The organism is Streptomyces sp. NPDC091289, assembly GCF_044757365.1.
In the GTDB taxonomy this organism is placed as follows: domain Bacteria; phylum Actinomycetota; class Actinomycetes; order Streptomycetales; family Streptomycetaceae; genus Streptomyces.
In genome coordinates this window covers 289,790-316,466 of record NZ_JBIVUT010000002.1, presented here as the reverse complement: position 1 = coordinate 316,466, position 26,677 = coordinate 289,790, and the positions used below count along the sequence as shown (strand labels likewise).

Here is a 26,677-nt window from a genome sequence, read left to right as displayed (position 1 = left end):
TCCCCGTTCCTCCTCGACGCCGCGTCGATCATAAGTTCGCCCGGCATGGTCGGCGGCGGCTGTCGGGGGACTGTTACCTCGTCGGGACCTGGACGGCACCTGCTCCGGGGTCTCCCGCCCCGAACCCTCATGCCCCGGCCGTCAGGCCGTCTCCGCGAGGAATGCGCCGATGTGCTCGACGAGGGCGTCCGGCCGGTCCTGAGGGATCAGCGTGTAGCTGTCGGCGATCTCGACCAGCCTCCCCTGCGGGAGGATCTCGGCGAGGCGTCGCCCGTGGTCGAGCGGCATGACACGGTCCTCGGTCGCCCAGAGCACCAGCGCGGGCCGGTCGAACGTGCGCAATTGCTCGGCCCACCGCAGGAGCTCGGCCTTCTCCGGTACGCCGAGCACATAGGCGCGCAGGTCGCGCCGGATCTCCGGGGAGGTCAGCACCGGCCGGAACCACCGGTCCATCGTGGCGTGCGGGACGGGCCGCTTGCTCATCCACCCCCAGGTCATGGGCAGTCGCCTGGCGGGCTTCAGCCGGAGCAGCGAGAAGGCGAACCTGAGCCCTCCGGGCAGTCTGGCGAAGGTGGCGAGGTTCCGGCCGGGCAGCCCGGGCGGATAGTTGTCGAACGCCTCGCAGGACGTGATGACGAGCCGCCCGATCCGGTCGGCCCGCCCGTCGGCGACCAGCGCCTGAGCGCCGCCCCAGTCGTTCATCACCAGGGTCACGTCCTCCAGCCCGAGGGCTTCCAGGAACTCCGCGACCAGCCGCGCGACCCCGAGGACCGACAGATCGGCCCCGGCGTCCATGGGCCTGCGGTGCCCGCCGAGCGGCAGGGTCGGCACGATGCACCGCACCCCGTCCCCGAGCCCGGCGACGACGTCGTCCCACAGCGAGCCGTCCATGGCCACACCGTGCAGGAGGACCACCACCGGCCCGTCGCCACCGGTGTCCTGATAGTCGATCACGCCCGCGGAAAGCCTCACGTCGCCCATGCGGTCAACGTAGTCCAGCCGACCTCGGGCCGAGGCCTGACGCAGCGTAGGGATTACCTTCCCGTCCTTGATAACGTCGCCTCCGCGGCTGCGGGCTTCTCCCCCGACCCAGCCGTACGGGGTGGGCACGGGGACCGGGCGCGGCAGGACGAAGAGGGCCGACAGATGAGCCTTGCACAGGTGCACTACACCTCCGCCGCGCCGGGGGACGAGGGAGCGCCGGGCCGGTTCACGGCGGTCGGTCCCGGGGTGTCGGGGGCCCTGCTGGCGGAGATCGAACCCCTGGTGCGCTACGAGCTTCCCGCAGGCGTCCCCGACCGCCCGTCGGACGGCGAACTGCGCTCACTGCCCCAGGCTTTCGGGTACGCGGTCCTGTCCGACGGCAGCCGGCTGGTGGCGCGTTCGGCTCCGGTACGGGACACGGGCGGCGGCGCGGGGCCGGGTGTCCGGTTCCATGCGCACGCGGTGCATCTGCCGCCGGGGGTTCCGCTGCCGGGCGACCGGCTGCCGGTCGAGGCGTGGCGTTCGCCGCTCTGGGTGTCGGTGACGCCCGGCGGGGCGATACCGGACCCGCTGACGCTGCCGCCGGGCCCGGCGGCGGTCTCCGAGGGCCTCGACGACTTCGCCGTCTCGCGCGGCCCCTGGCTCGCGGCCGTACTGGCGGATCTGCGCCGGGCGAGCGACGCGGAGGCGGCCGGTGGGCAGCCGGTGGTGCTGGTGGAGCGGCAGTGCGCGGACGTGGCCCGGTGGCTGGGTCTGGCATCCGTCACCTTGCCGAGGGAGAGCGCGGAGCGGCTGACGTTCACCACGTACACCCGGCGGCCGGGGAGTTCGGTGTCGCGGGTGGTGGGGGTGCTGCCCGAGGACGCGGCGGCGGCACGAGCGGCGGGCCTGCGGGTGCACGAATGCGCGGGGCAGACCCCGGCGGGCAGCACGGAGGACGTGTGGGCGACGACGGCGGCCCGGATATGGCGGAGCCGGTCGCCGGAACTGTTCCGGGAGGCGCGCGAACTGCCCGGAGAACCGTTCGCGGCAGGGCCGTTGGCGGTGGTGGCCCTGTGCGCGGGGATCACGCTCGGCCCGGACGGCCGTGCGGCGGCGGCCGGTTGGGCCGCCGAACGCCCCTACGCGCTGGACGCGAAGCGCACCGGCCAGCTCGTCGAGGCGCTCACGTCCCCCGGCATAGACGACCGCACGGCCCCCGAATTCGACGCGGCCGGGCGGCTGTTCGGCGCCCTGGAGGGCCGCTGCCCGACTTCGCTCACGGCCCCGCTGGCGGCGATGCTGGTCACGGAGGCGGTGCGGGGCGGCAACGGCTCGCTGGAACTGCCGCGCCGGGACGCGTTCGCGGGCCCGGAGGGGGCGGAGGTCGCCGGGCGGCTGGGCCCGGAGATCCTGACCGAGCTGGGCGACACGGCGGGGCCGCTGTCGGTGGCGCGGACGGTGCAACTGCTACGGGTGGCACGGCTGCTGAGCGTAGAAGCCACGGATCTGCTGTCCGGGGTCGTGGACCGGCTGGCACCGGCACTGCTGGCGGAGGCGGCGCACGAGGACTCCCCGCCGTTCACCCCGGCGCTGCTGGAACTGCTGGACGAGCAGTTCGAGGTGCGGACGGCGCTGCTCGGCGCGCTGGACCGGATCGCGCCCCGGGATCCCGGGGCGGTGGCCCGGTTCCTGGAGCGGGTCACGCTGCCGTTCACGGGGACGCAGACGTTGCCGCATCTGCGGATGTGCGCCGAGGTGCCGGGGGCGATGGCGACGCTGGGCGGAGACCGGGCGGCGGTGTGGCACCGGGTGCTGCGGGCCGCCGGCCTCTCTCCCTTCGCCGAACCGCTGGTCCTGCGCACGGCGGTGGGCCTGGTCTGGGAGGACCGCGCCCCGACGGTCGAGGAGGCCCGCCTGTTGCTGGACGCGGCCACGTCCGACGCGCACCGCGCGGCCGGTACGTGGGCCCGCCTGGTCGACGCGGCGCTCAGCGCGTCCTCCGCCGGCACGGACGAGGCGGCCGGCCTCGCCCACGACCTGCTGCGCGGCTTCCCGAGGGAGATCGGCGGCCGCGAACGGGCCGGCCTCCTCCTGCTGGACCTGGTCCGCGAACTGCGTACGGGGGCACCGGAGCCCGGCTGGGCGGAACGGGTCCGCACCCTGTGCGCACAGGCGGAACCGATAGAACCGGCACTCCGGGAGCGGGCATACGCGGCCCTGGTCGAACGCCTGCTGGCCCCCGACCGCCCGGGGGCGGAGCTGTACGACTTCGTCCACGGCGAGGACGCCGCCCTGATCGCCGCGTACGACCGCGCCGCACGGACGGAAACCGTACGGACCCGGCTGCGCACCCAGCCCGCCTACGCGGCGGACTGCTTCACGGTCTGGACCGCCCACCCGCACGCGGGCCGCACCTGGCCACCGGTGGCCGCCGCCCTCCTGGACGAGGTCCTGCGCCCCGCCGTACGCACCATGTCGACCGAGGCGGTCGCGGAGGTCGAGGCGACGGTGGGCCGGACGGGCAGCAGCGGCCGGGCGGACGCCTTCCGCGACTGGAACCGTGTCAGCACCCTGGGGCGGCTGGGCCGCCGGATCGCGGGGCGGGTGCGGCGGGGGTGAGCCCCGAGGGGGGAGCCGGGGGACCCGCGTCAAGGCCACAGCGGAGGCACCCGGAATCCCGTTGCTCCGGCCTCCGCCGAACGGGCACGCTTCCCGCATGCGATTCCCCACCGAAGCCCGCCACGACGTCCACGTCCGCTACACCCGGCCCAGCTGCATGGGCGGGTTCGCCTGGTTCACCGTGGACTTCGAGCCGCTGCCGGACGGGCGGCTCGGCTTCGCATTCGTCAACCCGCTCGGCCCCGAGGACATCGACGAGGAGTGCGCGCAGGCGGTAAGCGACGGGATCCTTCTATGGCTGATCGGAGCAGGACCGCAGAACCTCAACATTGATCGCCCGCCCCTCCCCACGGCGAAGGACCTCGACGCGGGAGTGCTCGTACGCCCGGATGCCGGGCCGGGGCTCATCGCCCTCCGCGCTGTACTCCGGCACTCACGCCTGCACCCCGTTGATTCCCTGCCCTGGACCCATACACGCGCCGGGTGGCGAGCCGCGGACAAGAGCTGGCGGGGGCGAGAGGCGACCGATGACCCGATGGACCGCGCGCCGCAGAGCCCCGCAGGCTGAAACCGCGAATCAAGGCGGACGGTTACGCGGCTGCGCGGCTGGCCTGCCTGCCTGCCGCGGGCGGACCTGAGTCCGACCTGGTCGAAGTGCCGGCCGCGTACCCGTCAGGCGCGGTCGTGGAGCGTGACGTGGTAGCCGTCGGGGTCGGCGAAGGTGAACGTCCGGCCGAAGGGGCCGTCGACGGGGGCCGAGACGATGGTGTGACCGGCGGCGGCGAGCGCGTCGTGGATCGCCTGGACGTCCGTGGCGTGGAGCCAGAGCGCCACGCCGATGCCGGGCTGGGCGACGGACACGAGGTCCGTTCCGGGGACGATCTCGCGGAGTGCGAACGCGATCGGCTTCGTCTCGAAGACGACGGCGTGCGGAGGCCCGGCCTGCGAGCGGACGAGGCCGAGGTACTGCTCGTAGAACGCCTGCGAGGCGTCGAGGTCGCGCGTCTGGAGCGAGAGGAAATCGGGACCGGTGGCGGGCATGGCGGTGCTCCTTCTCGTCGCACTTCGTGTCAGTCTTCTGACACTCACCAATGTATGTCAGACTTCTGACATGAGTCAAAAGGGCCACGGCGTCGACCTGGACACATCACTGGGCTACCTGCTGAAAGAGGCTTCGAGCGCCCTGCGCGTAGCCATGGAGGAGGTGCTGCGTCCGCTCGGGATGACCGTGACGCACTACTCCTGCCTCGAACTGCTCGCTCAACGGCCGGGCATGTCGAACTCCGAACTCGCGCGCGGCGCGTTCGTGACACGGCAGTCGATGAACGTGCTGCTCCAGGCGCTGGAGCGGGACGGCCATGTGACCAGGCCCGCGGAGGCGGCCGTCGGGAAGGTTCTTCCCGCGCAGCTCACGCCCCGCGGCCGGCAGAGCCTGGAGAAGGCGACCGTGGCGGTCCGGTCCGTCGAGATCAGAATGCTGGCCGGCATGACCGAGGCCGAGCAGGCAGGCGCGTTCCGGATCCTGCGGAGCATGACTCACTCGCTGCGCGGGGGCGACCGCGACGACGGCGTTTAGCAGAGGCGGCGCCGAGGACCTCCGATACAGCAGGTCCCGTTCCGCCCGGACCGGCGGGAGCCGCCGACTAGAATGTTCTTTCATGTCGAAGCCTGACGAGTTGCTCACTGACGTCGCAGCCCTGGTGGAGTCCGGGCACAGCAACCAGATGTCTCTGACCGTGGTCGCCGGGGGTGCTGTCATCACCGGCCGCCTGGCCCCGGAGGCCGTCTGGAGGCAGCGGGTCTCCGAGGTCCTGGCGGACTCGGCCCGGCTGAGCGAGTTCTCCGCCGCCTTCACCGCCACCGCGCGCAAGGAGGGGCCGCCCACACATCTGCATTTCCATGTGGCGCGGATTCTCCAGGGGGCGGTGGGCATCCCGGAGACGGGCGGGATGTACCGCGTGGCGATCGAGGACGTCAGCGCCTGGACCATGGGCGACTTCAGCTACTCCAACCACTGACCCCGCTCCCCCACCGATCCTCGCCGGCCGGACCGGCGCCGCCGCTCGAACCAGCCCCGCGCCCGCCCGTCAGGCGGCCGCGGGGCTGCCGAGCAGTGCGGAGGCCCGTTGGAACGGGCTGAGTCCACGCCGAGGCGCGACACGTGCGCGCTCGGGCTCTGCGGTTGCGGCGCGGCCGGTGCAGGTGAAGCCGAGCCGGCTCATGGCCCGGAGGACTTCGCCCGCGCTGAAGTCGCGACGGTCCTGGCGGGTGATGACCTGCCCGACCTGCTTGACCGGGTAGGTGCGGCGGCCGATGATCACGGACTCACCGCTGACCTGCTCGGGCTTGATGCCCCTCATCGACTCCAGGACGCCGCTCTTGGTGAGGTCGAAGGGGAAGCGGGCGATGACACAGCGCATGTTGCCTCACAGGGAGAAGAGCGAAGGAGTAGCGGCGGCGGAGCGGCGGAAAGAAGGACGAGGAGCGGCCGCGAAGGCTACGCGGCGGCGCTGAAGGATGACTGACGCCCCGTCGCACGCCGGGTGGCGGAAGCGGAGCTGCGCCGTCCACGCGGGGCCGCGCTGCGCCGGCGCCGCTCGGCCACCGGCGCGGTGATCGTCACGGGGATGCCGGAGGGGGCCCGGGATCCGGTGATCCGGCTGAGCGCCTCCTCGCCGGAGCGGACCTGGGTGGTCAGGGGCGCGATCCCGGCGGCGGTCATGAGGCGGGCCATGTCGCGGCGCCGGCCGGGCGTGACCAGGGTGACGACGCTGCCGGACTCCCCGGCGCGTGCGGTACGGCCGCCGCGGTGGAGGTAGTCCTTGTGGTCGGTCGGCGGGTCGACGTTGACGACGAGGTCGAGGTGGTCGACGTGGATGCCGCGCGCCGCGACGTTCGTGGCGACGAGGACGGTGACGTGCCCGGTCTTGAACTGGGCGAGGGTGCGGGTCCGTTGCGGCTGGGACTTTCCGCCGTGCAGGGCGGCGGCCCGTACGCCGCTGTGCAGCAGATGGTCGGTGAGCTTGTCCACCGCGTGCTTGGTGTCCAGGAACATGATCACCCGGCCGTCGCGGGCAGCGATCTCGGTCGTCGCCCGGTGCTTGTCGCCGCCGTGGACGTGCAGGACATGGTGCTCCATCGTCGTGACGGCCCCCGCGGACGGGTCGACGGAGTGGACGACCGGGTCGGTGAGGTAGCGGCGGACCAGGAGGTCGACGTTACGGTCGAGGGTGGCGGAGAACAGCATGCGCTGACCCTCGGGACGGACCTGGTCCAGGAGCGCGGTGACCTGCGGCATGAATCCCATGTCGGCCATCTGGTCGGCCTCGTCCAGCACGGTGATCGCGACCTGGTCCAGGGCGCAGTCGCCGCGCTCGATGAGGTCCTTGAGCCGCCCCGGGGTGGCGACGACGACTTCCACACCGCCGCGCAGCGCGTTGGCCTGCCGGCTGATGGACATGCCGCCCACCACCGTGGCCAGGCGCAGCCTCACCGAGCGGGCGTACGGGGTGAGCGCGTCGGTGACCTGCTGAGCAAGCTCACGCGTCGGCACGAGGACCAGAGCGAGCGGCTGACGGGGCTCGGCGCGCTGTCCGGCGGTACGGGCCAGCAGCGCCAGGCCGAAGGCCAGGGTCTTGCCCGAGCCGGTGCGCCCCCGGCCGAGGACGTCACGCCCCGCGAGGGTGTTCGGCAGGGTCGCGCCCTGGATCGGGAACGGAACGCTCAGGCCCTGCGCGGAGAGCGCGGCCAACAGCAGGGCGGGCATGCCGAGTTCGGCGAACGCCTCGACGGCGGGCAGTGCGGGGGTGAGCGTCCTCGGCGGTGCGAACTCGCCCTGGACCACGACGGGCCGCCGACTACGACCGACCGGACGCGGGCTGCTCCGGCCGCCGGTACGGCTGCGGGTGTGGGAGGCACGGGAGGTGCGGTCGTTCGTACGGGTGGAGTTCACAGGAGACCTTCCTTGATACGGCACGCACCAAGGAATTCCCGCAGCGGAGAAACAGCGCGGGGAATCACAGGAACGGACCGGAAGAAACGTGCGAGAAATCCCGACGCGCAGGCACACAGGCGCGCAGTCGGACGAGAGCACGAAATATCAAAACGGGATACGAGATACGGGCGAGGGTCAGGCGGGAACGATGTTCTCGGCCGTCAGACCCTTCTGGCACGACATGATGTCGAAAGTGACCTGCTGACCTTCGAGCAGTTCACGGAAGCCGTCGGCGGCTATGTTGGAGAAGTGGGCGAACACATCGTCCCCGCCGCCGTCCTGCTCGATGAAGCCGAACCCTTTGGCCGCGTTGAACCACTTCACAGTGCCGGATGCCATGTCGTGTCTCCCTTGGGGCAGTACACCGGCCCGTGAGGTACGGATGCCGGGTCGCCGCGGTGATGCCCCACCCGGAGAACGATGTCCGGAAAAACGGAAGCGCCTGCACCAGCCGGAAATCGGCGGCGGCGCTCGAAGTTTGGGAACAGCAAGACTGCAATTGGGAATGACAGTAGCACGCCGTAACGATCCGGATGCCGAGAATAACCCCACTCCCCCACGCGAAGCAAAAACCCTCTTCACCCGACGAACCGAAACCTCATACGGCGACCATAGATAGTGCCCCACCCGGAGCGCAGCGTTTCAGGTCCGAAGAATCAGAAAAAGAACCCACGGTTACACTCCGGCATTTTCCGATAACCTGGATGAGCAAGGGCGCGAGCAACAGCCCGAGAGCGCTTCAGGAGGCAGACCATGATCCATGCAGCCGAAATCCGTGAGTGGCGCGACCGGAACGTCATCGACCCGGAGGGCCACAAGATCGGGATTCTCGAAGCGATCTACGTGGACACCACCACCGACGAACCGGCCATGGCCACCGTGCGCGTCGGACTCCCCACCCGCCACCAACTGGCCTTCGTCCCCCTCGACAAGGCGATCGTCGGCCCGGACTACGTCAAGGTCGCCTACGACAAGGCGCTGGTGAAGAAGGCGCCTTCGATCGGCATGGACGACATCCTGCCCGCCGAGGCGGAGGAAGAAGTCTTCACGTACTACGGGCTGCCCTACCGGCCGGGCGCCGGCGGAGAGCGGCAGCTCGCCCGCCGCTGACCGCACGCCAGGCCCGCCGGTCTCGCGACGGAACCGTCAGCACAGCAGGTCCAGCTCCGCCCGGACCGTCTTGCCCGGGTCGCGGTCGAGGACCGCCCAGCGGTCCGCCAGGGCCTCCACGATCAGTAGCCCGCGCCCACGGTCGGAGCCGTCCTCCGGCGCGGTGATCTCGCCGGGGCCGGGCGGCCGGCACTCGCCCCGGGTGTCGGACACCTCGATCCGCAGGAGACCGGGCACGGCCGGATCGCCGGGCAGGTACGACAGGCGCAGTTCGAAGTTGCGGCCGGGGACGCGGCCATGGGTCGCCGCGTTGGCCGTCAGTTCGCCGATGATCAGGGCCGCCGACTCCGAGGCGTCACTGAGATACGGGATGCCCCAGGTGTGCAGCTTATGGAGGCCGACGCGGCGGGCGAGCCGGGCACCGCGTGGATCCGCGCAGTATTGACGGTTGAACACACGTACGGTTACGGGGGCTTGGGTCTTCGTAGGTGCTTCCATGCCCCCAGATTCCAGGCCCGGACCTCCCTGCACCAGGTCAGCTACCCGTACGCTGAGTCAGCGTACGGGTGCGAAGGGTAGACGGTACGGGTCACGTTCCGTGAGCATGGACGGGTCGGCGAACCAGGACAGGCGCACGGGGAGGTAGCCGTACATGACGCACGGCACGGAGACCATCGACAGCACCACGTACGGGACCTTCGGCAACGGCGGCAACCGCAGCAGTACCGGCGAACCCGAACCGCAATACATCCTCAAGATGTTCGGAGAGGTGGTCAAGACCTTCCGCAAGCGGGCGAGGCTGACACAGGAACAGTTCGCCCCGCTCGTCGGGTACTCACCCGAGACCGTCGCCTCCATCGAACAGGGCCGCCGCCTCCCGCCCCCGGACTTCGCGGAGCGCGCGGACAGTGAGCTCGACGCGTTCGGCGTGATTCTGGCCGCGGCAAAGCATCTGACGCGGCGGAAGGGGCTGGCGAGTTGGTTCCGGCAGTGGGCACAGCTGGAGCTGACGGCGCTGAGCTTGTACACGTATGAGTGCCGGTTGATTCCGGGGCTGTTGCAGACGCCTGCGTACGCGCGGAGGCTGTTCGCGGACCGGCTGCCGCCACTCGGCGACGAGCAGATCGAAGCGCAGCTCGCAGCCCGGCTGGAGCGCCAGCAACTCCTGCGGAACCGACCCAATACCGCTTTCACCTTCATCCTCGAAGAGCACCTGCTCCTAAGGGACTTGGGCGGCGAGGAAGTCACGAGGGAGCTGATCGACCACATCATCGACCTGTCCGAGTTGCGCAATGTGGAGATCCAGATCATGCCGCTGGTACGGCATCACCACGCGGGCCTGGACGGGCCGATGCGACTGCTGGAGACGCCTGAACATCAGTGGTGCGCCTACTCCGAGGGTCAGATGTACGGGCAGTTCATCTCCGACCCCAAAGTGGTCAGCGTGATCCAGATGCGGTGTGCCAGTATGCGTTCACAGGCTCTCTCATTGGACGACTCCAAGAGCCTGTTGCGGCGGATGCGAGGAGCGAGATGAGCACCACAGACCTGGCCTGGTTCAAGAGCAGCCACAGCGGCGGCGACGGCGACTCGTGCGTGGAGGTCGCGCTGGAGTGGCACAAGTCGAGCTACAGCGGCAGCTCAGGCGACGACTGCGTCGAGGTCGCCGCCTGCCCCGCCACCATCCACGTACGCGACTCCAAGATCGAGGAGAGCCCCGAGCTCGCCCTCGCCCCGACCGCCTGGACGCATTTCCTCGCGTACGCCGTCCAGGACTGACGAGCTTCCTGATTCCCCGTCAGCCGCCCTGCTGCGCCCGGGCGGCCGACCGTACCGACTCCGCGCGCAGCCGGGTCGCGTACCAGGCCAGGGCGAAGCAGATGCACACGTACATCGCGACGGCCTGGGTCGCGAAGTTCGGGTAGTCGATGACCCAGGCGCTCGCCGTGGGGTCGGTGACGTGGGCCGGGTTGTCCGCGACGTGCGGCAGCAGCCAGGCGACGATGCCCCCGACCCCCTGCGCCGCGACATACAACGCCACGAACTCGCCGAGACGCCACAGGTAGGTGCGGCGGTCCTCGCGCCGCAGGGCCCGGACCCGGGCACGGGCCCCGCCCGGGAGCCAGTCGGGACCGGCCGGCGCCACCTTCGCGCTCACCTCGGGTGCGAGCGTCACCGCGCCCACGACCAGGGCGAGCAGCAGGAGCAGGCCCACCGTGAGGAGCGCCTCGGAGCCCGCGCGGCTGCGCATCAACTGCGGGATCAGCAGCAGCGCCAGGAGCGGTACGTTCACCGCCAGGCAGGCCGCGAAGGTGCGGGCCAGGATGCCCGGGTCCGGAAGAGAGCCGTACGCATGAGACGTGCGCGTCGCAGAGGTGGCTGTCATGGGCACAGCCTAGCCATAGTATTTCACCAAAGTGAAGCAGTTTGCCGAGGATGGTGGTCATGACAGGACAGGAGAGCGGTGGACCCGAAGGCCGGGCGATGGGGCAGGAGTTGAGCCTGCGCGTGATCCTCTTCCACGAGGCCGTCGCCGCTCATCTCGGGCTCAACGCCACCGAGCACAAGATCCTCTCCCTGATCGCGGCGGAGCCGGGGGTCAGCCCGGGGCAGCTCGTGGACCGCACCGGGCTGTCCAACGCGGCCATCACCAAAATCGTCCACCGACTGGCCGCGCTCGGGCACGTGGACCGCCGCAAGGACGGCTCGGACGGGCGTCGGTACGCGCTGAGCGTGACGGCGGAGCACCGGCGCGACCTGGCCCGGCTCTTCGCGCCGATGGCCGAGGCGATGGACGGCCTCGTGGACGGCATGGACGACGCGGAGCGCGCGGCGGTGACCCGCTGGCTCTCCGGCACGGTCGAGATCCTGCGCCGGTCGACGGCCGAACTGACCCGGGCCCGGGAGTCCGACGGCCAGGCCGGCCGGCGGACTCCGGCGGAGTGATCACACCGGTCACCACACCGTGATCCTGCCCCGCCCTTACCGAGGGGCGCCCCGGACCACTCAGCCCGGCTCAGCTCGCGGTGTCGGCCAGCACCCCGAGTCCCGCCACCAGTCCCACGTACGCGAGCACCAGCACCAGGGCGCAGAGGATCAGCAGCCAGCCGGTCACGATGGCCAGCAGGGCCACGCCCCGGTCCTGGCCGCCCAGCCGCTTGCCCCGGCGGCGGCCGAGGTGACCGGCCGGGATGGCGACGAGGCCGCACAAGAACATGAAGGCCGTGTAGAGGCCGCCGTACATCAGCCAGAACATCGGCGTCACCACGATCGCCACGATGAGGCCGGCGCCCATGGCGGCCGCCCAAGCGGCGACCCGGGCGGGTGTGTTGCGGGACCGGACCGCCGGAACGGCTGTCTGCTGCGTTCTGCTGGCCACGATGGAACTCCCCCGTCGTTCTCTACGGCCACATTATGAGGCACCGATGTGACTCATGTGGTGTCAGACGGGCGGCATCAGATCGCTCTCGCTCACGGTGTACGTCAGCGAGGGGTAGACGAAGTCCGTTTCCTTGTTCTCACGGCGTCGCAGTCGGTAGAACTCGCTGCTCTGCTCCTCGTCGGCCGACGTGAGGCGCGCCCCCTCCGGGAGATAGGCGTGTCCGTCGTCGTGAAACCGGATGAGGGTCTTTGACGTCCGGAACGTCACGCCCAGCCATGCGTTGTCCGCCGCCCGGTCGGGCGCGTCCAAGACGATTTTGTGCTTCAGTCGCCGATTCGCGTCGACGGAGAACACGACGACGCTGCTGTGGGTGAGGGGGACCTCGAACCTCTCACCATCGGACCCCTCAGCGGGCCCCTCACCGGATCCTTTTGATTCGAAGACCAGCTTCCTCGGCGGGCCCGCTTCGGGATGCCGGTAGCAGGAGTAGACAGCGATGAACGAGCCGTCGCCCAGATCCAGGGCTTGGTCGGAATGAAAGCCCATGGTGGTGTAGGCGTTCGTGTAGCTCTCGATGAGAGCGTTGTTGAGGCCGACCGGAATCTCCGCGCGCTCTTCGATCTGCCGCGCCAGCCGCTCGTGCACTGCCCGGAATCGCTGCGTCGGGCTGCCGTAGCGCGTGGTGGTACGTACGAGAGGCACACGAGGGACACCGCCCGCCTCGTCGATCCTGGCCAGCGTGGCGCCTCGTCGGCCCTTTCCCACGTCCTCCAGAAAGGCCGACTCCGACAGCTCCGCGAAGAGATTCGCCTCGGCCGGCAAGGTGTACGAGCGGATTTCGTCCGAGATCCTAGATCCGAGGGGCAACGTAGTCCCCCGAGTTCATGCTGAAGAGGAACCTTCCGCCGTAGTCGATGAAGGACGACGTCCTGTTCTCCTCGGCGTACAGCTTGCGCAGGTCCTCCATGCCGTCCTCCGTGGGCGGCCCCAGTTTCACCGGGCCTCCGGCCGTTTTGAGGAACGTGTCGCCGTCCTTGTGCACGGCTTCGGCGCTCGAACAGCGCACCACGTATCCCAGGCGGGTCGGGAGGAACTCGGCGTTCAGTCCCGAGGGCCGGATTTCGTGTGTGTACAGGCGGTTGGTGGACAGCGGCATGAGGAACACGGAGCCGGGGTGGAGCGTCAGGGTGAACTGCGCGGGGAGCGCGGCTTCGTCGCGCCCCTCTGTCGGCTCCTTGAGGCGGAAGTGAAGCCTGGTCAGTCCGCTGCCACGCTTCACCCCGTAATCGAAGGGGTCCTCAGCCAAGGGCTGCAGCTTGTCGAGCCCGTCATAGAACGTGCAGAAGGCCATGATGCCGTTGGCGGGCATGTCCTTGGTCTTGTCCGCATGCGCCGAGATCTTGGCCTTGGACTGCTTACGCTCGGGCGTGGCAAGGGTGTTGTGGTAGATCTGGGCGAGGACGTGATTCAGCGGCGCATGGTTCCGGAAGACGTCTGCGGCTTCGCGGTTCAGCGACTCGACGATTTCTGTGTCGGTCGGGCGGAAGCTCTCGGTCGGCCCGTCGAAATTCGTGGAGCACCGGAGCAGGCGGAAATGCAGTCCGTCACCGTCCTGGGTGACGGGCGTCAGATAGATTCCGCTGCGATGGGCTGTTCCGGGCTTCGTCGACTCCGTCAGGGACTGGAACGCGTGCTCCGCGCTGATCCGCCCGAAGTGATCGGCGTCGAGTTCGAAGAAGCGGCGGTAGTACACGCCGGCACCGTGCACGCGGAGGGGAAGTCGGCCGACGCCGACGACGGTCCAGGGTGCGTCGACGCCCTCGTCGTAACCGTGTGACAGCTCCCGGACCACGAACACCCGGTCGGCAGCATGCAGTTGACGGGCGCTGATCCCGGATATGTCGCCGCACAGGTAGACGGTCTTCTGTGCGAGGTCGGGCGGACCAGAAGCGAGTTGCTCCGGCGTGATCGTGGACCCGAAGAAGTCCCTGACCGAGTCGTCGTCGTGCAACGCCGAAGGAGCGACCAGGACGTTGCTCTCGTCCTCAATGCAGGCTTCTGATACCCCTGTTGTATACATCGGAGTTGATGCTCTCACGGGCGCTCGACAGCCTGCAACGGCCTTACTCCGCGCGGGCGGCGGGTGCGGATCTGCCTGCCGCCCCGGGTAGGGCTAGCCCGAAGGCCGATTCGGGGGCCACCCCCGCTGAACTCCGGGGCGAAAGGCGGTCAGATCTCCTCATCACCCATTTCTCCGAGGAGGACCCCTGATGCATTCGGCAACGTCGCGACCGTGGCAGAAGCCGTGGAGGACGAAGACGTTACGACGAGGCATGCTCGCCGTCACCGCAGCGGTGCTCACCACGCTCGTCGTCCCGGCGGCGGCCCCGGCGGCCCCAGCGCGGCCCGGCGAAGGCCCCGCATGGACCGGGGCGTGGGGCACAGCCGTGCAGCGGCCCGTCGAGGGCAGCGAGGACTGGGGGCCCAACTGGTCGCAGGACGGGTTCGCCGACCAGTCCGTACGCCAAGTGGTCCGCGTCTCGACCGGCGGCTCCACGCTGCGGATCAGGCTGTCCAACGCGTACGGCACCACGCCGCTGCGGATCACCGCGGCGACCGTCGGCCGCTCCGCCGGTGACGCCCAGGTCTGGCCCGGCACAGCGCGGACGCTGGCATTCGGCGGGGAGCGGGGCACCACCATCGCCCCGGGACGCGAGCTCGTGAGCGATGCCGCGGCCCTGCGCACCTCCCCGCTGGAGAAGCTGACCGTCACCCTGTACTTCGCCGACCGCACCGGTCCGGCCACCTTCCACCGGTTCACCACCTCCCCCTCGTACCGCGCCTCCGGGCGCCATCTGACCGACTCCGGCGGCGACGCCTTCACCACGTCCACGAACGCCTGGTACTTCCTGAGCGGCGTGGAGGTGTCCGGTCCGGCCTCCCCTCGGCGCGGCACCGTGGTCGCCTTCGGGGATTCGCTGATGGACGGGACGGGGGCCGCGCCCGGCACCGACACCCGCTTCACGGACAAGCTCGCCGAACGCATCGCCGCCGACCGCCGACCGCTGGACGTAGTCAACGCCGGCATCGGCGGAAACCGGATCCTCAACGACTCCCCCTGCTACGGGGACAAGGCCGCCGACCGCTTCCGGCGCGACGTGATCGACCGCCCCGGCGTGCGCACGGTGATCGTCCACCTGGGCGGCAACGATCTCGCCGCCCCCGAGATGGGCGACCCCTGCATGGGCTCCGCACCCCACGTGACCGCGGTCCAGATCATCAACGCCCACAAAGAGCTGATCCGCGCCGCCCACGCCCGTGGCATCACGGCCGTCGGCGCGACCATCCTGCCCATGAAGGGCGCCCTCTTCCCCGCCTACAGCGAGCGGGGCGAGAAGATCCGGACCACCGTCAACCACTGGATGCGCACCAGCGGCGCGTACGACTCCGTCCTCGACGTCGACCGAGCCGTCGCGGACCCCGCCGACCCCGCGATGCCGCGCCCCGGCTACGTCTTCCCGGACGGCGTCCACCCCAACGAAGCCGGGTCCCACGCCATCGCCTCCGCCATGGACCTCGACGACCTCTGACAGCCTCACCGGCCGGAGGACGCCCGCCCCCGGCCGCAGCCCGCCCGCCCGGTCCGTGCGCCGGTGCCGGGCGGGTAACGTAAAGAGGTACTGACTGATTGACTCATGGGCCTCCTGACGGGCTGCGTGAACCCAGGAGGAGCAACATGACGACCAACCGTGGACGCAAGGACGTCATCCGTGACCGGATGGCCGCCACCGGCGAGTCGTACAACGTCGCCGCCCGCAATCTCAAGGCCATGAAGGACATGGGCGCCACCCGCGAGGCCGTCCTCGTGCAGCGCTGGAAGCCCGCCGACAGCTTTGACGTGCCGTGTCCGTGCGGCGGGACCTGCGAGCCGGGCGAGACCTGTGACCGCTGCCACGCCCGCCACCGCCATGTGAAGCGCTACCCGGGCTCCACCACCGAGGTCGAGACCTGGGCCGACCGCTACGAGTGCACCGGGTGCTCCTCCTCGTACACCCTGACCATCCACCTGGCCGGGCGGCCCTGGGGGGTCGCGGAGACCGTCGTACAGGGCGGGTCGGCCGAGGAGGTCGTACGGGCCCGGGTCTTCCCCGGTGTGATCCACCCGCTGCTGCGGTCGGAAGCGAGCGGGAGCGACGACGACGAGGAGTGACCGTCGGGGCTGCGCCCCGTGCGGTGGAATCGGCCCCTGACTGGAACAATGATTCGGCTGCACACAGGTGTTGGCGGGATCGGGGGATACGGAATGCGCCGTCAGGCATTGGTGGTCGGGATCGACGGGCCGGCCACGGACCCTGCGGACGAATCACCGCCCCAGCGGCAGCCGCTCGTCTACGCGGCACAGCACTCGCGACGGTTGCGCGAGGTACTGGCGAAGCAGTACGCGTACGTCCTCCTGGAGCCCGCCCCGGACCCCGCCTCCACTGCCGCCGCCCTGGAAAACGCACTGACACAGGCGGTCACCGACCGTGCCGACTTCACGATCATCCATGTGCTCACCCACGGAGAGCTCGCACGCGAAACCCGCAAGGTCTATGCCGTGGGCGGAGACGGCCGGCTCACCACCGAGTCCCTGAGTCGCTGGGTCGACCTGGCGGAGCGCCCGACCACGGACGGTGAGGACGGTCCGGCCGTACTCCTCGTCCTGGACCTGTGTCACTCCGGTGCCGTCTCGGCCGACCAGCTGCGGTCCCTGCTCCACCCGAACCACCGACGTGTCTGGGTGCTGGCCGCCTGCCAGACCGACGAACCCGCCTACGACGGTCGCCTCAGCATCGCGTTCGACGAGGTGCTCCGTGGCTTCGCGTCCGGGGCTCTGAAGCTCGACGCGTCCCTGCCGTACATCCCGATCGGCCGATTCTGCCGCGAAGTAGCCCATCATGTGGAGGAGCAGAGCGCGGGCGGCATTCAGCAGACGGTCGTACGCCCCCTCGCCGCCCTCGGTGATGATCTGTCGCACCTGCGGTTCTTCCCCAACCCGCGACACGACCCGGCCGCCTCGCACATCCGCGGCGGTGTGGACCCTGCCGTGTTCACGGTCCTCGACGACGTCGCGGACACCCGCCATTTCGTCATCCGGGCGGCCGGCGCCGACAGCGCGGGGGAAGACGTCGACATCACCGTTCCGTCCTTCACCGGGCGCGGCGACGAACTCCGCACACTGACCGAGTGGTTGGAGGGGCACGGGGCATCGCTTCGGGTGGTCACCGGCGTGCCGGGAGTCGGTAAGTCAGCGCTGGTCGGAGCGCTCGCCTGCGCCGCGCATCCCTTGTTGCGCGAGGCCACGGAACAGTTGTGGCGGCCATCGGGAGGAGACCTTCCCGGGGTGGCCGACGGCTTGGCCGTCGTGCACGCACGACGGCGCAGGGTCTCCGAGGTCCTGTCCTCGCTGGCCGCCCAGTGGGGCGTGGAGTCCCCCGGCCCGGGTCTGCCGTGGACCACGCACCGACTGATGACCGCCTTGCACGCGAGGCCCGAGCCTCCGTGTCTCATCGTGGATGCCGTGGACGAGGCCGAATATCCGGCCGAGCTCGTCGCCACCCTGCTGTTGCCCCTGGCATCGGCCCTGCGGCCGAACGGTGAACCGCTGTGCAGGATGCTCGTCGCAACGCGTCCCGAAGCGGAGCTCGGGTCTCTGATCGAGAGGGCCCGTGCGCAAGGCGGCCTGATCGACCTGGGCGAGGTCCCGGTCGAGCGGCTGCGCAAGGATCTGGTGCACTTCGTTCGCCGGATGCTGCGCCCGTTGGACGGGCGCGTCTCGCCGTGGTGCTCGCTCGCGGCTGCCGAGAGCCTGGGGGAAGCGCTCGCGGACACCTTGCTGGGCGGGACACGTGAGTGGGGTGAGTTCCTGGTCGCGGGGCTCTACCTGCGGCTTCTTCAGGACCGGGGAACTCCGCCCACCACGACGGAGGAGGCAAAGGCGCTGGGCAGGGCCGTGCCCAGATCCCTCGACGGGGTCCTCGATCTCGACCTGGAACTGGTCGCCCGGCCGGGCCTGCACGAGTTGCTTGCCGCACTGGCCTGGGCCGAGGGCGCGGGCATGCCGGAAAGTCTGCTCAGCCACGTTGCGGCCGTGAAGCCCGGCCCGGTCACGGAGGAGCAGCCGGACACCTCACGTCTCCTGCACGCCGCACGCTTCTACCTACGGCGCAACGTCGACCGTGAGGGCACCCCGGTCTACCGGCTCTTCCACCAGGGGCTTGCCGATCGCCTCCGCGAGCGGTCCGTCCTGAACGCCGTCATGGTCTGGGAACGCCTGCTCGCGACGGTGGGCACGACCCGCTCGGGCCAACGGCGTTGGGCCAATACCGAGCCCTACCTCCTGCGTCACGCCGCACGGCACAGCGCGCTCGCCGGCAGGCTCGGAGAGCTTCTCGAGGACGGTGAGTTCCTGGTCCACGCGGACCCGGCTCCCCTGGCCGAAGAGCTGTATCACGGTGAACGCGGCCCGCACGGCGCGGTCTATCTCACGTCGTACGGCGCCCATCACAGCGGTCCGCCCGGCCAGCGGCGCGACATCCTGGCCGTCGACGCGGCCCGGCACCAGCAGTGGCGGCTGGCCGCCGAGCTCACGCGGGACTCCGGCCGTCGCGTTCTGCGGACCGCAGGCCGGTCCCTGCACACCGGCCTCCTGACGACACTGACCGGTCACCGCGGCAAGATCTGGGACCTGACGACCCTGGAGATGCACGGCCGCCCGCACGCCCTGACAGCCGGGCAGGACGGAACGGCACGGCTGTGGGACCTCGACTCGGCGACGGCGACGCTCGAGCTCGACCACCACGGCTCTCCGGTGGGCGGTGTGGCAGCCGGGCGGACCGGTGACGGCCATGTCGCCGTGACCGGCTGCGACCGTGGTGAACTGCGGGGGTGGGACCTGGCCACCGGACACCTGCTGTGGACGGTCCGTGCGCATCAAGGGCCGGTCTGGTCCCTGGTGGCCGTGCGGTACGGGGGAACACCCGCGGTAGCCAGCGCCGGTCAGGACCGGGTGATCCACTTCTGGGACATCGCCACCGGCACCCATCTGTCCCGTAGCGAGGCGTCCGCGCTCATCAGTCCGGTGGCTCGGATGTCCTGTGTCGCCCTGGAGGGCAAGGGCGACTTCGTGGTCGCCCAGCACGACATCGTCGAGGTGCTGGCCGTCCGCGGCGACGAGGTGTTGCCGGCGCCGTACGCCCACCCGCACGCGACGTACTACTGCTTCCTCGACCTGGGAAAGGGGCTCGAACCGGTCCAGGGCGACTCGGACGGCACCATCCTGACCGGTACGACCATCCTCAACGCGGATCACGCCGACGCCGTCAACGATCTGGCCGCCGTTACGCTGGACGGCTCCGTTCACGTACTCAGCGGCGGCGCGGACGGCATCGCACGGCTGACGCACACCGACGGCAGCAGTCGCCAGGTCGCGAGCCACACGACAGCGATCACCCGTGTCGCCGTCGTGCCGGAGCCGCATCGGACGCGCATCCTCACGGCGAGCGAGGGCGGCACGGTCCGTGTCTCGGACGCGGCCGGGCACGAGATCTCTCAACGCCATCCGGGGCACACCCACGCGATCAACGCACTCACCCTGCTGCCCGACGGCCGGCTGGTCTCGTGCAGCGAAGACGGCACCATCGCTCTGTGGAATGCGGAAAGCGGAGTCGGCCACCGGGCCGTCCTGTACCGGGACGACATCCCGGCGTCGGACAGTGCCACCGGCATCGCGGTCCTGGAGGCCGGAGAGCATCCGCGGATCCTCGCCTCCTGCACACTCGACGGAGTCGCGCTGTGGGACACGAACGCGGCGGAGGAGTATCTCCACCGCCGCGCCTTCGACGACGGCTTCCGGGCGTCCGCGGTGCTGATCGTCACGGTTCGGGGAACCACCTTCGTCGTCCACGCCTCCGAAAGCGGTGGGGTCGCGATGTCCGGGGTCGACCACGTGGACCGCGTGTTCCGGCAGGACGACATCGACCCGGCGGAAACGGAAGAGCCGGAGCGCGTTCTGCTCCCGTCGGCGGAGAGCGGGCCGTGCCTGTCCCTGGCGGCCACCCCCACCCGCGTTCTCGCGGGGTACGACTCCGGTCACGTCCGGTCCGCACATCTGCTGGGGCCGCCACGGCCACAGCTCCTCACCCGGCACCCCGCCGCCGTCCACACCGTCGCCGCCGTGGACATCGACGCGCAGCCGTACGTCGTCAGCGGTGACGACCGGGGCGAGGTACGCGTCACCGCTCTCGACTCCACCAGGACGTTCACCCTGGCCGGGCACACGCGCGCGGTCTTCGCCTCGGCACCGGTTCTCGTCGACGGGCACCCGCACCTCCTCACCGGTGGGCTCGATCGCTCCCTACGGCTGTGGGACCTGAGAAACGGCAGCCAGATCGACGTCTTCTGGTTCCCGGACAGCGTGTTCGCCATCGCGGTCGCTCCCGACGGGGCCCTGTACCTCGGGGTGGGCCCCGACATCATCCACATGACACCGGGTGCCCACCTCCACCTGCGCCCCTATCCCACCCCCGACCGAGGGACACCCCGTTGAATCACATCGTGGCCGTACACGGCGTGGGCCAGTACTCCCCCGCCCACACACCGACAGCGATCGCCGCCGCCCGGTCGGCGACCTGGGCCGGGCATCTCGCCACCGGACTCGGTGTCGACGTCGACCGGGTGCCTCTCACCCTTGCCTACTACGCCCACCACCTCCACCACGGCAGGCCGGTCGCTCAAGGCGCGGACGATCTGGAACTGCTGGAGCGCGAAGACCCGCGCGCCCTCCGGTCCATCGTCGACTGGGCGGAGACGTTGGAGGCATCCATGGGACTGAGGATTCCGCCCGTGACGGCCCAGGGGCGTCTGGCCGTTCCGCTCCGCGGACTCGTCTCCGTGATCGCTGAGCACCTCAGCCTCGACGGCCGTCTGACCCGCGCGTTCGTCGCCGCCTTCTTCCGCGACGTGGTGCGCTATCTCGATGCCCCCGACGCCCGCACCGCCGCCCGGGACGAGGTGGCCACCACCATCACCTCGACGGGGGCCCGGGTGGTGATAGCCCATTCCCTCGGGAGCGTCGTCGCCTACGAGGCGCTCCACGCCCACCCGGAGATCGAGATCGACCTCTTCCTGACGCTCGGCTCCCCGCTCGCCCTGCCCCACGGTGTCTTCGACCGGCTGATACCGGCCCCGGCCGACGGCACCGGGCAGCGCCCGCCCGGTGTGCGCCGGTGGGTCAACGTGAGCGACCACGGGGACATCGTCGCGATCCCCCGCCCGTTCAAGCAGCGTTTCCCGACGGTGGACCTCGATCTGGCGGACAGCATCGCTCCGTTCGACTTCCACCGCGCAGCTCCCTATCTGAGGTCTCCTGCGGTGGCGGCGACGTTGGCGCCCTTCCTCCCTGCCTCTGCCCGCACTGATGGACGGGGCGACGGACGGAGCTGACGGACGGAACGCAACGATGCCCGCACAGGGAGCCCTGTGCGGGCATCGGTCCGAACCGTCGTGAGCCGTCGGGGCTCAGCTCTCGTCCGGCGCCAGGGTCAGCGAGATCGAGTTGATGCAGTAGCGCTGGTCCGTCGGGGTCGGGTAGCCCTCGCCCTCGAAGACGTGGCCCAGGTGCGAGCCGCAGCGGGAGCAGCGCACCTCGGTGCGGACCATGCCGTGGGCGCGGTCCTCGACCAGCTCGACCGCGTCCGTGTCCTTCGGGTCGTAGAAGGACGGCCAGCCGCAGTGCGACTCGAACTTGGTGTCGGAGCGGAACAGCTCCGCCCCGCAGGCCCGGCAGGAGTAGACGCCCGCCGTTTTGGTGTCGGTGTACTCACCCCTGAACGCGGGTTCGGTGCCGGCCTGGCGCAGCACCGCGTACTCGGCGGGGCTCAGCTCGGCCCGCCACTGCTCGTCCGGCTTCTCGACGTCGTACGACACGTCCCGCTCCTCAGCTCGACAGGTGATCCAGGATGCGCGGGCCGAGGTCGGTGACATCGCCCGCTCCCATGGTGAGAACGAGATCTCCGGGCTTCGCCATTCCCGCGACGGCGGCGGGGACGTCGGCCTGGTCGTGGACGGCGGTGACCTCGGCGCCCGCCTCCTTCGCCGCGTCGATGATCAGGGCGCTGGTGATGCCGGGGATCGGGTCCTCGCGGGCCGGGTAGATGTCCAGGACCACGGAGGCGTCGGCCAGGGCGAGGGCCTGGCCCATCTCGGTGCCCAGCTCCTGGGTGCGGGAGAACAGGTGCGGCTGGAAGACGACCAGGATGCGGGCGTCGGCGGCCGCGCCGCGCATGGCCTCCAGGTCGGCGGTCATCTCGGTGGGGTGGTGCGCGTACGAGTCGATGACCTGCACGCCCGCCGCCTCGCCCTTGAGCTGGAGGCGGCGCTTGACCCCGGTGTACGAACCGAGGGCCGAGGCCAGGTTGTGCGCGGGGATGCCCAGGGCGACTCCGGCGGCGAGGGCGGCCACCGCGTTGTGGGCGTAGTGGCTGCCGGGGACGGAGACGGTGAAGGTGAGGAACTTGCCGTTGAGGAGGACCGTGACCTCGCTGGTCAGGCCGCGCGGGGTGACCTTGTGGACGCGTACGTCGGCGTTCTCGGCGGAGCCGTACGTGACGACCTTGAGGTCGGAGAGGTCGCGGACCCGGCGGGTCAGCTCGACCGCGCCGGGCTGGTCGGCGGAGATGACCAGGGTGCCGCCGGGGACGACCTTGCCGACGAACGTCTCGAAGGAGTCGTAGATCTCGTCCATCGAGGCGTAGTTCGCGTGGTGGTCCAGCTCGACGTTGAGGACGATCGCGACCTCGGGGTCGTACTTCTGGAAGCTGCGGTCGCTCTCGTCCGCCTCCGCGACGAAGATGTCCCCCTCGCCGTGCGTGGCGTTGGTGCCGGGGCCCTCCAGGTCGCCGCCGATGGCGTACGAGGGGGCCAGGCTCAGCGAGGAGAGGGCGACGGCCAGCATCGACGTCGTCGTCGTCTTGCCGTGGGTGCCGGCCACCGCGATGGCGCGCAGGCCGTTCATCAGGGAGGCCAGCGCGTCGGAGCGGTGCACCACCGGGATGGCCAGCTCGTTCGCCCGGAGCAGCTCCGGGTTGTCGGCGCGGATGGCGCTGGAGACGACCACACAGGACGCGTCGTCGGCCAGGTGGCCCGCCGCGTGCCCGATGTGCACGGTCGCCCCCAGCGCCCGCAGCGACTCGGCGGTGGCGGACTCCTTGGCGTCGCTGCCCGCCACCTTCGCTCCGCGCTGCGCGAGGATCTTCGCGATGCCCGACATTCCGGCGCCGCCGATGCCGATGAAGTGGGGTCGTTCCATGGCGGCGGGAATGCCGGGTGCCATCTGTACTCCTGCGGGGTGCTGGTGGGCGTTCTCGGTGCGGTCCGGTGCCGTCCCGGGCCGCGGGGGCCCAGCCTATTCGCTGTGCGCGAAGAGCTTGAGCACCGGGACGCCCACCTTGTGCCGGGCCCGGGAGGCCCAGTCGCGGTGGAAGAACTCCTCCACGTAGTGCGGGGCGGTCAGGACGATGACCTCGTCGGCGCCCGCCTCCTCGACCACGGTCTTCAGTTTGTCGAGCGGGTGGTCCTCGATCACTTGTCCGACCGCTTCGGAGCCCGCGTCGCGCAGGGACCGAAGGGAGTACTCCAGGCCGATCTGCGCGGTCTCGCGGGCCTCGTCGCCCTCCGGCTCCTCGCCCTCGCGGACCGCTTCCTTCAGTTCCCCCATCGCCACGTCGTCGATCGCGCGCAGCAGGACATCGGCCTGGTCACCGCGCGGCTGCAACAGAACGACGAACGAGATCCGCTCCTCGCCGTGGAGGGTGGTGACGAAATCCACGTCCTCGGGAGTGAGCGGCTTCTCGATCATCAAAACGCTTGTGAACACGACAGGCGCCCTTCCGCTTCTTCGTCTCGTCGACTGCCGGCTCGACCGTCGACGGTCGTTTGCTGAAACCATCCTTCCCCGTGATTCCACGGGGACTGCAGGGGTAAGTGTGCCCAGCCGGAGCTAAGCGGAACGGGAAATTCCGCTATCTGTCGGTCCGACGGTACCGAGTGAAGAGGAACCCGGCCTCTTCCAGCAGCGATGCGAGGAAAAAACGTTCCGGCACAGCGACCCCGGGCCCCCCCGCGATGCGCTGGGCGTCCCCGGCGGTCAGCATCGGGGACATCGTCAGGCACAGCTCGTCCAGCACGCCCGCCGCCACGAACTGGCCGAGCAGCCGGGGTCCGCCCTCGGTGAGCTGCCGCCGCAGCCCCCGGTCGGCCAGCTCGCGCACGGCACGGGCCGGGTCCACCCGGGTGCCCTCGCCCGCGATCACCACCTCGGCGCCCGCCTTCCGGGCCGCCGCGATCCGGTCGTCGGGGGCCCCGGCGCCGGTCACCACGAGGGTCGGGACGAGCGGCTCGGTGAAGAGCGGCAGCGAGAAGTCCAGGTCGAGCGAGCCGGTCACCACCGCCACGGCCGGCGCGGGGCCCTGTCCGGCCGCGGCCCGGCGCGCGGCGAACGCCTCCCGGGCGCGGGCCGGACGGTACCCCTCCAGGCGTACGGTCTCGGCCCCGGCGATCACCACGTCGGCCAGGCCCCGCAGGGTGCCGAAGATCCGCATGTCCGCCGCGCAGGAGATGCCCTGCGAGCGGCCGTCGTGCTGGGCGGCCCCGTCGAGGGTGGAGACCATGTTGGCGCGCAGCCAGGGGGCCCCGGCGGGGAGACCGGCGGGGTAGGCGTACGCCTCCGCCAGCTCGTCGAGGCTCCACTCGCGGTCGGTGAGCGGTCCGGACGGGTCCGGTCCGGACGGGTCCTCGCCTCCCACCGCGCTTTTTGTCAGGTCCGTCACAGGGAACAGGCTTCGCATGGGTTGCAGTCTGGCACGGGCCTTAGGGTGGAGAGTTGTGTCGTCATCCACCGCGTTTCCGGGGCAGAGCCCCCTTGCCGAAACGGCCCCGCTGTCCCTGTGCGCCCGCGAGCCGCACGTCCCCGCAGACCGTCTGGTCGCCGAGATGGTGCCGCCGCCGCGCTTCGACTCGGTGCGCTTCGACACGTACGTACCCGACCCGAACCAGCCCAGCCAGAGCGAGGCGGTCACGGTCCTGGCGGGCTTCGCCGCCGGGCTCGGCGGGGCGCACGCGACGGGCGCCGGGCGGCGCAAGTGGTTCAGCAAGAAGCCGGCCGCGCCGACCGGGCCGCGCGGGGTCTATCTGGACGGCGGCTACGGCGTCGGCAAGACCCACCTGCTGGCCTCCCTCTGGCATGCCACGCCCGCCGAGCCGTCGCTGAAGGCGTTCGGCACGTTCGTGGAGCTGACCAACCTGGTGGGCGCGCTGGGCTTCCAGCAGACCGTGCAGACGCTGAGCGGGCACCGGCTGCTGTGCATCGACGAGTTCGAGCTGGACGACCCGGGCGACACCGTGCTGGTCTCCTCGCTGCTCCGCCGGCTCGTGGAGAACGGGGTGGCGCTGGCCGCGACCTCGAACACGCTGCCGGGCAAGCTCGGCGAGGGCCGGTTCGCCGCCGTCGACTTCCTGCGCGAGATCCAGGGCCTGTCCGCGCACTTCCGCCCGCTGCGCATCGACGGCGAGGACTACCGGCACCGCGGTCTGCCCGAGGCCCCGCCGCCGTACGACGACGAGCAGGTCACCCGGGCCGCGTACGCCACGCCGGGCGCGTCCCTCGACGACTTCCCCGGGCTGCTGGAGCACCTGGCCCGGGTCCACCCGAGCCGGTACGGCGCGCTGACCGACGGCATCGGCGCGGTCTGTCTGACCGGGGTGACGGCGGTGCCCGACCAGTCGACCGCGCTGCGCCTGGTGGTGCTGGCCGACCGGCTGTACGACCGGGAGGTCCCGGTGCTCGCCTCGGGGCTGCCGTTCGACAAGCTGTTCAGCGACGAGATGCTGAACGGCGGGTACCGGAAGAAGTACTTCCGGGCGATCTCCCGGCTGACGGCGCTGGCGCGTGACGCAAAGGGGCTGGTGGCGCAGTAGGTTCGGGGGCGTAACGCAACGGGACACCGCGAGGTGCCCCGTCTTATGCCGTACAACCGCGCACCGTTCGAAGGGATCCAGCATGGCTACCACGCGTCAGGCGCACACGAACTGGGAAGGCAACCTGATCGAGGGCAAGGGGGTCGTCACCTTCGACTCCTCCGGCATCGGCGACTACCCCGTCTCCTGGCCCGCCCGCTCGGAGCAGGCGAACGGCAAGACGAGCCCCGAGGAGCTCATCGCCGCCGCGCACTCCAGCTGCTTCTCGATGGCGCTCTCCCACGGGCTCGCCGGGGCCGGCACCCCGTCGACCCGGCTGGAGACCAAGGCCGAGGTGACCTTCCAGCCCGGCACGGGCATCACCGGCATCCACCTCACGGTCGTGGGCGAGGTGCCCGGTCTCGACGAGGACGGCTTCCTCAAGGCCGCCGAGGACGCCAAGGCGAACTGCCCGGTCAGCCAGGCGCTGACGGGCACCACGATCACCCTGTCGGCCTCGCTGGCCTGACCATGCGCGGACGGCTGCTCCCATCGGGGCCGTCCCAGCAGCAACACGGGGCGCGGGGGTACGCATGGTTCCCCCGCGCCTCTGT

The 26,677-nt window shown here is 70.6% G+C and carries 28 protein-coding genes; 14 read left to right on the top strand and 14 right to left on the bottom strand.

Annotation, left to right across the window (positions count from 1 at the left end; genetic code table 11):
* Nucleotides 1–141 precede the first annotated feature (141 nt).
* On the bottom strand, nt 142–981 hold the full coding sequence (locus ACIQPT_RS03475; RefSeq protein ID WP_401152227.1) for an alpha/beta fold hydrolase: 840 nt from the start codon (nt 979–981) through the stop codon (nt 142–144).
* 165 nt (nt 982–1,146) lie between these two features.
* On the opposite strand from ACIQPT_RS03475, the gene ACIQPT_RS03470 reads away from it, so the two are divergent.
* The gene (locus ACIQPT_RS03470; RefSeq protein WP_401152225.1) at nt 1,147–3,585 is read left to right on the top strand and encodes a GTPase-associated protein 1-related protein; all 2,439 of its coding nucleotides are present in this window, start codon (nt 1,147–1,149) and stop codon (nt 3,583–3,585) included.
* A gap of 97 nt (nt 3,586–3,682) precedes the next feature.
* The gene (locus ACIQPT_RS03465; RefSeq protein ID WP_401152223.1) at nt 3,683–4,153 is read left to right on the top strand and encodes a hypothetical protein; all 471 of its coding nucleotides are present in this window, start codon (nt 3,683–3,685) and stop codon (nt 4,151–4,153) included.
* Nucleotides 4,154–4,257: 104 nt separating this feature from the next.
* On the opposite strand, the gene ACIQPT_RS03460 is transcribed toward ACIQPT_RS03465, so the two are convergent.
* Entirely contained in the window at nt 4,258–4,626 is a 369-nt protein-coding gene (locus ACIQPT_RS03460; RefSeq protein ID WP_401152220.1) for a VOC family protein, read from the bottom strand.
* A gap of 70 nt (nt 4,627–4,696) precedes the next feature.
* Between ACIQPT_RS03460 and ACIQPT_RS03455 the strand changes: the two genes are divergently transcribed.
* Both ACIQPT_RS03455 and ACIQPT_RS03450 read left to right on the top strand, forming a co-directional pair.
* Nucleotides 4,697–5,161 carry a MarR family winged helix-turn-helix transcriptional regulator gene (locus ACIQPT_RS03455; RefSeq protein WP_401152217.1) on the top strand — a complete coding sequence of 155 codons (465 nt, stop codon included), beginning with the start codon at nt 4,697–4,699 and terminating at the stop codon, nt 5,159–5,161.
* Between the two features lie 82 nt (nt 5,162–5,243).
* Nucleotides 5,244–5,603, top strand: a complete 360-nt coding sequence (locus ACIQPT_RS03450; protein WP_401152214.1) for a hypothetical protein — start codon at nt 5,244–5,246, stop codon at nt 5,601–5,603.
* Between the two features lie 69 nt (nt 5,604–5,672).
* Here ACIQPT_RS03450 and ACIQPT_RS03445 read toward each other — a convergent pair whose 3' ends face one another.
* From ACIQPT_RS03445 to ACIQPT_RS03435, 3 genes are all read right to left on the bottom strand, one after another.
* The gene (locus ACIQPT_RS03445) at nt 5,673–6,005 is read right to left on the bottom strand and encodes an SCO5918 family protein (protein WP_401152211.1); all 333 of its coding nucleotides are present in this window, start codon (nt 6,003–6,005) and stop codon (nt 5,673–5,675) included.
* A 77-nt stretch (nt 6,006–6,082) separates the two neighbouring features.
* Complete coding sequence (locus tag ACIQPT_RS03440; protein ID WP_401152208.1) at nt 6,083–7,537, bottom strand: DEAD/DEAH box helicase; 1,455 nt, start codon at nt 7,535–7,537, stop codon at nt 6,083–6,085.
* 177 nt (nt 7,538–7,714) lie between these two features.
* Complete coding sequence (locus tag ACIQPT_RS03435) at nt 7,715–7,918, bottom strand: cold-shock protein (RefSeq protein ID WP_103511943.1); 204 nt, start codon at nt 7,916–7,918, stop codon at nt 7,715–7,717.
* Between the two features lie 414 nt (nt 7,919–8,332).
* On the opposite strand from ACIQPT_RS03435, the gene ACIQPT_RS03430 reads away from it, so the two are divergent.
* Nucleotides 8,333–8,689: a PRC-barrel domain-containing protein gene (locus ACIQPT_RS03430; protein ID WP_401152206.1), complete on the top strand. Its 357-nt coding sequence runs from the start codon at nt 8,333–8,335 to the stop codon at nt 8,687–8,689.
* Nucleotides 8,690–8,725: 36 nt separating this feature from the next.
* Here the strand turns inward: ACIQPT_RS03430 and ACIQPT_RS03425 are convergent, their stop codons facing one another.
* Nucleotides 8,726–9,187: an ATP-binding protein gene (locus ACIQPT_RS03425; RefSeq protein ID WP_401152204.1), complete on the bottom strand. Its 462-nt coding sequence runs from the start codon at nt 9,185–9,187 to the stop codon at nt 8,726–8,728.
* 154 nt (nt 9,188–9,341) lie between these two features.
* Here ACIQPT_RS03425 and ACIQPT_RS03420 point away from each other — a divergent pair, with 154 nt between their 5' ends.
* Both ACIQPT_RS03420 and ACIQPT_RS03415 read left to right on the top strand, forming a co-directional pair.
* Nucleotides 9,342–10,226, top strand: coding sequence for a Scr1 family TA system antitoxin-like transcriptional regulator (locus ACIQPT_RS03420; protein WP_401152201.1), 885 nt, complete (start codon nt 9,342–9,344; stop codon nt 10,224–10,226).
* On the top strand, nt 10,223–10,468 hold the full coding sequence (locus tag ACIQPT_RS03415; protein WP_401152199.1) for a DUF397 domain-containing protein: 246 nt from the start codon (nt 10,223–10,225) through the stop codon (nt 10,466–10,468). The genes ACIQPT_RS03420 and ACIQPT_RS03415 overlap by 4 nt, the downstream gene beginning before the upstream one ends.
* 19 nt (nt 10,469–10,487) lie before the next feature.
* On the opposite strand, the gene ACIQPT_RS03410 is transcribed toward ACIQPT_RS03415, so the two are convergent.
* Nucleotides 10,488–11,075 carry a hypothetical protein gene (locus tag ACIQPT_RS03410; protein WP_401152197.1) on the bottom strand — a complete coding sequence of 196 codons (588 nt, stop codon included), beginning with the start codon at nt 11,073–11,075 and terminating at the stop codon, nt 10,488–10,490.
* 59 nt (nt 11,076–11,134) lie between these two features.
* On the opposite strand from ACIQPT_RS03410, the gene ACIQPT_RS03405 reads away from it, so the two are divergent.
* Nucleotides 11,135–11,635, top strand: a complete 501-nt coding sequence (locus tag ACIQPT_RS03405; RefSeq protein ID WP_401152195.1) for a MarR family winged helix-turn-helix transcriptional regulator — start codon at nt 11,135–11,137, stop codon at nt 11,633–11,635.
* Nucleotides 11,636–11,705: 70 nt separating this feature from the next.
* Here ACIQPT_RS03405 and ACIQPT_RS03400 read toward each other — a convergent pair whose 3' ends face one another.
* The 3 genes from ACIQPT_RS03400 to ACIQPT_RS03390 all read right to left on the bottom strand — a co-directional run bounded on the left by ACIQPT_RS03400 (nt 11,706) and on the right by ACIQPT_RS03390 (nt 14,151).
* Complete coding sequence (locus ACIQPT_RS03400) at nt 11,706–12,068, bottom strand: DUF4190 domain-containing protein (protein WP_401152193.1); 363 nt, start codon at nt 12,066–12,068, stop codon at nt 11,706–11,708.
* Between the two features lie 63 nt (nt 12,069–12,131).
* Nucleotides 12,132–12,938, bottom strand: a complete 807-nt coding sequence (locus tag ACIQPT_RS03395; protein ID WP_401152191.1) for a hypothetical protein — start codon at nt 12,936–12,938, stop codon at nt 12,132–12,134.
* On the bottom strand, nt 12,922–14,151 hold the full coding sequence (locus tag ACIQPT_RS03390; RefSeq protein ID WP_401152552.1) for a hypothetical protein: 1,230 nt from the start codon (nt 14,149–14,151) through the stop codon (nt 12,922–12,924). Before ACIQPT_RS03390 ends, ACIQPT_RS03395 begins: the two co-directional genes overlap by 17 nt.
* 253 nt (nt 14,152–14,404) lie before the next feature.
* Between ACIQPT_RS03390 and ACIQPT_RS03385 the strand changes: the two genes are divergently transcribed.
* The 4 genes from ACIQPT_RS03385 (at nt 14,405) to ACIQPT_RS03370 (ending at nt 21,554) form a co-directional block, all read left to right on the top strand.
* Nucleotides 14,405–15,661, top strand: a complete 1,257-nt coding sequence (locus ACIQPT_RS03385) for an SGNH/GDSL hydrolase family protein (protein ID WP_401152189.1) — start codon at nt 14,405–14,407, stop codon at nt 15,659–15,661.
* 146 nt (nt 15,662–15,807) lie between these two features.
* Entirely contained in the window at nt 15,808–16,281 is a 474-nt protein-coding gene (locus tag ACIQPT_RS03380) for a hypothetical protein (protein ID WP_401152188.1), read from the top strand.
* A 93-nt stretch (nt 16,282–16,374) separates the two neighbouring features.
* Nucleotides 16,375–20,658: a hypothetical protein gene (locus ACIQPT_RS03375; RefSeq protein WP_401152186.1), complete on the top strand. Its 4,284-nt coding sequence runs from the start codon at nt 16,375–16,377 to the stop codon at nt 20,656–20,658.
* A gap of 8 nt (nt 20,659–20,666) precedes the next feature.
* Nucleotides 20,667–21,554 (top strand): hypothetical protein, encoded by an 888-nt coding sequence (locus ACIQPT_RS03370; protein ID WP_401152184.1) that lies wholly within the window; start codon nt 20,667–20,669, stop codon nt 21,552–21,554.
* 75 nt (nt 21,555–21,629) lie between these two features.
* Here ACIQPT_RS03370 and msrB read toward each other — a convergent pair whose 3' ends face one another.
* The 4 genes from msrB to ACIQPT_RS03350 form a co-directional block, all read right to left on the bottom strand.
* Complete coding sequence (msrB, locus tag ACIQPT_RS03365) at nt 21,630–22,037, bottom strand: peptide-methionine (R)-S-oxide reductase MsrB (protein ID WP_401152182.1); 408 nt, start codon at nt 22,035–22,037, stop codon at nt 21,630–21,632.
* 10 nt (nt 22,038–22,047) lie between these two features.
* A complete protein-coding gene (gene murC, locus ACIQPT_RS03360; RefSeq protein ID WP_401152180.1) occupies nt 22,048–23,442 on the bottom strand; it encodes a UDP-N-acetylmuramate--L-alanine ligase in 1,395 nt (464 codons plus the stop codon).
* Between the two features lie 72 nt (nt 23,443–23,514).
* The gene (locus ACIQPT_RS03355) at nt 23,515–23,967 is read right to left on the bottom strand and encodes an indole-3-glycerol phosphate synthase (RefSeq protein WP_401152177.1); all 453 of its coding nucleotides are present in this window, start codon (nt 23,965–23,967) and stop codon (nt 23,515–23,517) included.
* A gap of 163 nt (nt 23,968–24,130) precedes the next feature.
* Nucleotides 24,131–24,955 carry a pyrimidine reductase family protein gene (locus ACIQPT_RS03350; protein WP_401152176.1) on the bottom strand — a complete coding sequence of 275 codons (825 nt, stop codon included), beginning with the start codon at nt 24,953–24,955 and terminating at the stop codon, nt 24,131–24,133.
* Nucleotides 24,956–24,992: 37 nt separating this feature from the next.
* On the opposite strand from ACIQPT_RS03350, the gene zapE reads away from it, so the two are divergent.
* Both zapE and ACIQPT_RS03340 read left to right on the top strand, forming a co-directional pair.
* Nucleotides 24,993–26,084 carry a cell division protein ZapE gene (gene zapE / locus ACIQPT_RS03345; RefSeq protein WP_401152172.1) on the top strand — a complete coding sequence of 364 codons (1,092 nt, stop codon included), beginning with the start codon at nt 24,993–24,995 and terminating at the stop codon, nt 26,082–26,084.
* Nucleotides 26,085–26,166: 82 nt separating this feature from the next.
* Nucleotides 26,167–26,592, top strand: coding sequence for an OsmC family protein (locus ACIQPT_RS03340; RefSeq protein WP_392943956.1), 426 nt, complete (start codon nt 26,167–26,169; stop codon nt 26,590–26,592).
* The last annotated feature ends 85 nt before the right edge of the window (nt 26,593–26,677 follow it).

Excerpts from the sequence above, each read along its gene's own strand:
- ACIQPT_RS03475 (WP_401152227.1), bottom strand. The coding sequence starts at position 981 with ATGGGCGACGTGAGGCTTTCCGCGGGCGTGATCGACTATCAGGACACC.
- ACIQPT_RS03470 (WP_401152225.1), top strand. The coding sequence starts at position 1,147 with ATGAGCCTTGCACAGGTGCACTACACCTCCGCCGCGCCGGGGGACGAG.
- ACIQPT_RS03465 (WP_401152223.1), top strand. The coding sequence starts at position 3,683 with ATGCGATTCCCCACCGAAGCCCGCCACGACGTCCACGTCCGCTACACC.
- ACIQPT_RS03460 (WP_401152220.1), bottom strand. The coding sequence starts at position 4,626 with ATGCCCGCCACCGGTCCCGATTTCCTCTCGCTCCAGACGCGCGACCTC.
- ACIQPT_RS03455 (WP_401152217.1), top strand. The coding sequence starts at position 4,697 with ATGAGTCAAAAGGGCCACGGCGTCGACCTGGACACATCACTGGGCTAC.
- ACIQPT_RS03450 (WP_401152214.1), top strand. The coding sequence starts at position 5,244 with ATGTCGAAGCCTGACGAGTTGCTCACTGACGTCGCAGCCCTGGTGGAG.
- ACIQPT_RS03445 (WP_401152211.1), bottom strand. The coding sequence starts at position 6,005 with ATGCGCTGTGTCATCGCCCGCTTCCCCTTCGACCTCACCAAGAGCGGC.
- ACIQPT_RS03435 (WP_103511943.1), bottom strand. The coding sequence starts at position 7,918 with ATGGCATCCGGCACTGTGAAGTGGTTCAACGCGGCCAAAGGGTTCGGC.
- ACIQPT_RS03430 (WP_401152206.1), top strand. The coding sequence starts at position 8,333 with ATGATCCATGCAGCCGAAATCCGTGAGTGGCGCGACCGGAACGTCATC.
- ACIQPT_RS03425 (WP_401152204.1), bottom strand. The coding sequence starts at position 9,187 with ATGGAAGCACCTACGAAGACCCAAGCCCCCGTAACCGTACGTGTGTTC.
- ACIQPT_RS03420 (WP_401152201.1), top strand. The coding sequence starts at position 9,342 with ATGACGCACGGCACGGAGACCATCGACAGCACCACGTACGGGACCTTC.
- ACIQPT_RS03415 (WP_401152199.1), top strand. The coding sequence starts at position 10,223 with ATGAGCACCACAGACCTGGCCTGGTTCAAGAGCAGCCACAGCGGCGGC.
- ACIQPT_RS03410 (WP_401152197.1), bottom strand. The coding sequence starts at position 11,075 with ATGACAGCCACCTCTGCGACGCGCACGTCTCATGCGTACGGCTCTCTT.
- ACIQPT_RS03405 (WP_401152195.1), top strand. The coding sequence starts at position 11,135 with ATGACAGGACAGGAGAGCGGTGGACCCGAAGGCCGGGCGATGGGGCAG.
- ACIQPT_RS03390 (WP_401152552.1), bottom strand. The coding sequence starts at position 14,151 with ATGTATACAACAGGGGTATCAGAAGCCTGCATTGAGGACGAGAGCAAC.
- ACIQPT_RS03385 (WP_401152189.1), top strand. The coding sequence starts at position 14,405 with ATGCTCGCCGTCACCGCAGCGGTGCTCACCACGCTCGTCGTCCCGGCG.
- ACIQPT_RS03380 (WP_401152188.1), top strand. The coding sequence starts at position 15,808 with ATGACGACCAACCGTGGACGCAAGGACGTCATCCGTGACCGGATGGCC.
- ACIQPT_RS03375 (WP_401152186.1), top strand. The coding sequence starts at position 16,375 with ATGCGCCGTCAGGCATTGGTGGTCGGGATCGACGGGCCGGCCACGGAC.
- murC (WP_401152180.1), bottom strand. The coding sequence starts at position 23,442 with ATGGCACCCGGCATTCCCGCCGCCATGGAACGACCCCACTTCATCGGC.
- ACIQPT_RS03355 (WP_401152177.1), bottom strand. The coding sequence starts at position 23,967 with ATGATCGAGAAGCCGCTCACTCCCGAGGACGTGGATTTCGTCACCACC.
- ACIQPT_RS03350 (WP_401152176.1), bottom strand. The coding sequence starts at position 24,955 with ATGCGAAGCCTGTTCCCTGTGACGGACCTGACAAAAAGCGCGGTGGGA.
- ACIQPT_RS03340 (WP_392943956.1), top strand. The coding sequence starts at position 26,167 with ATGGCTACCACGCGTCAGGCGCACACGAACTGGGAAGGCAACCTGATC.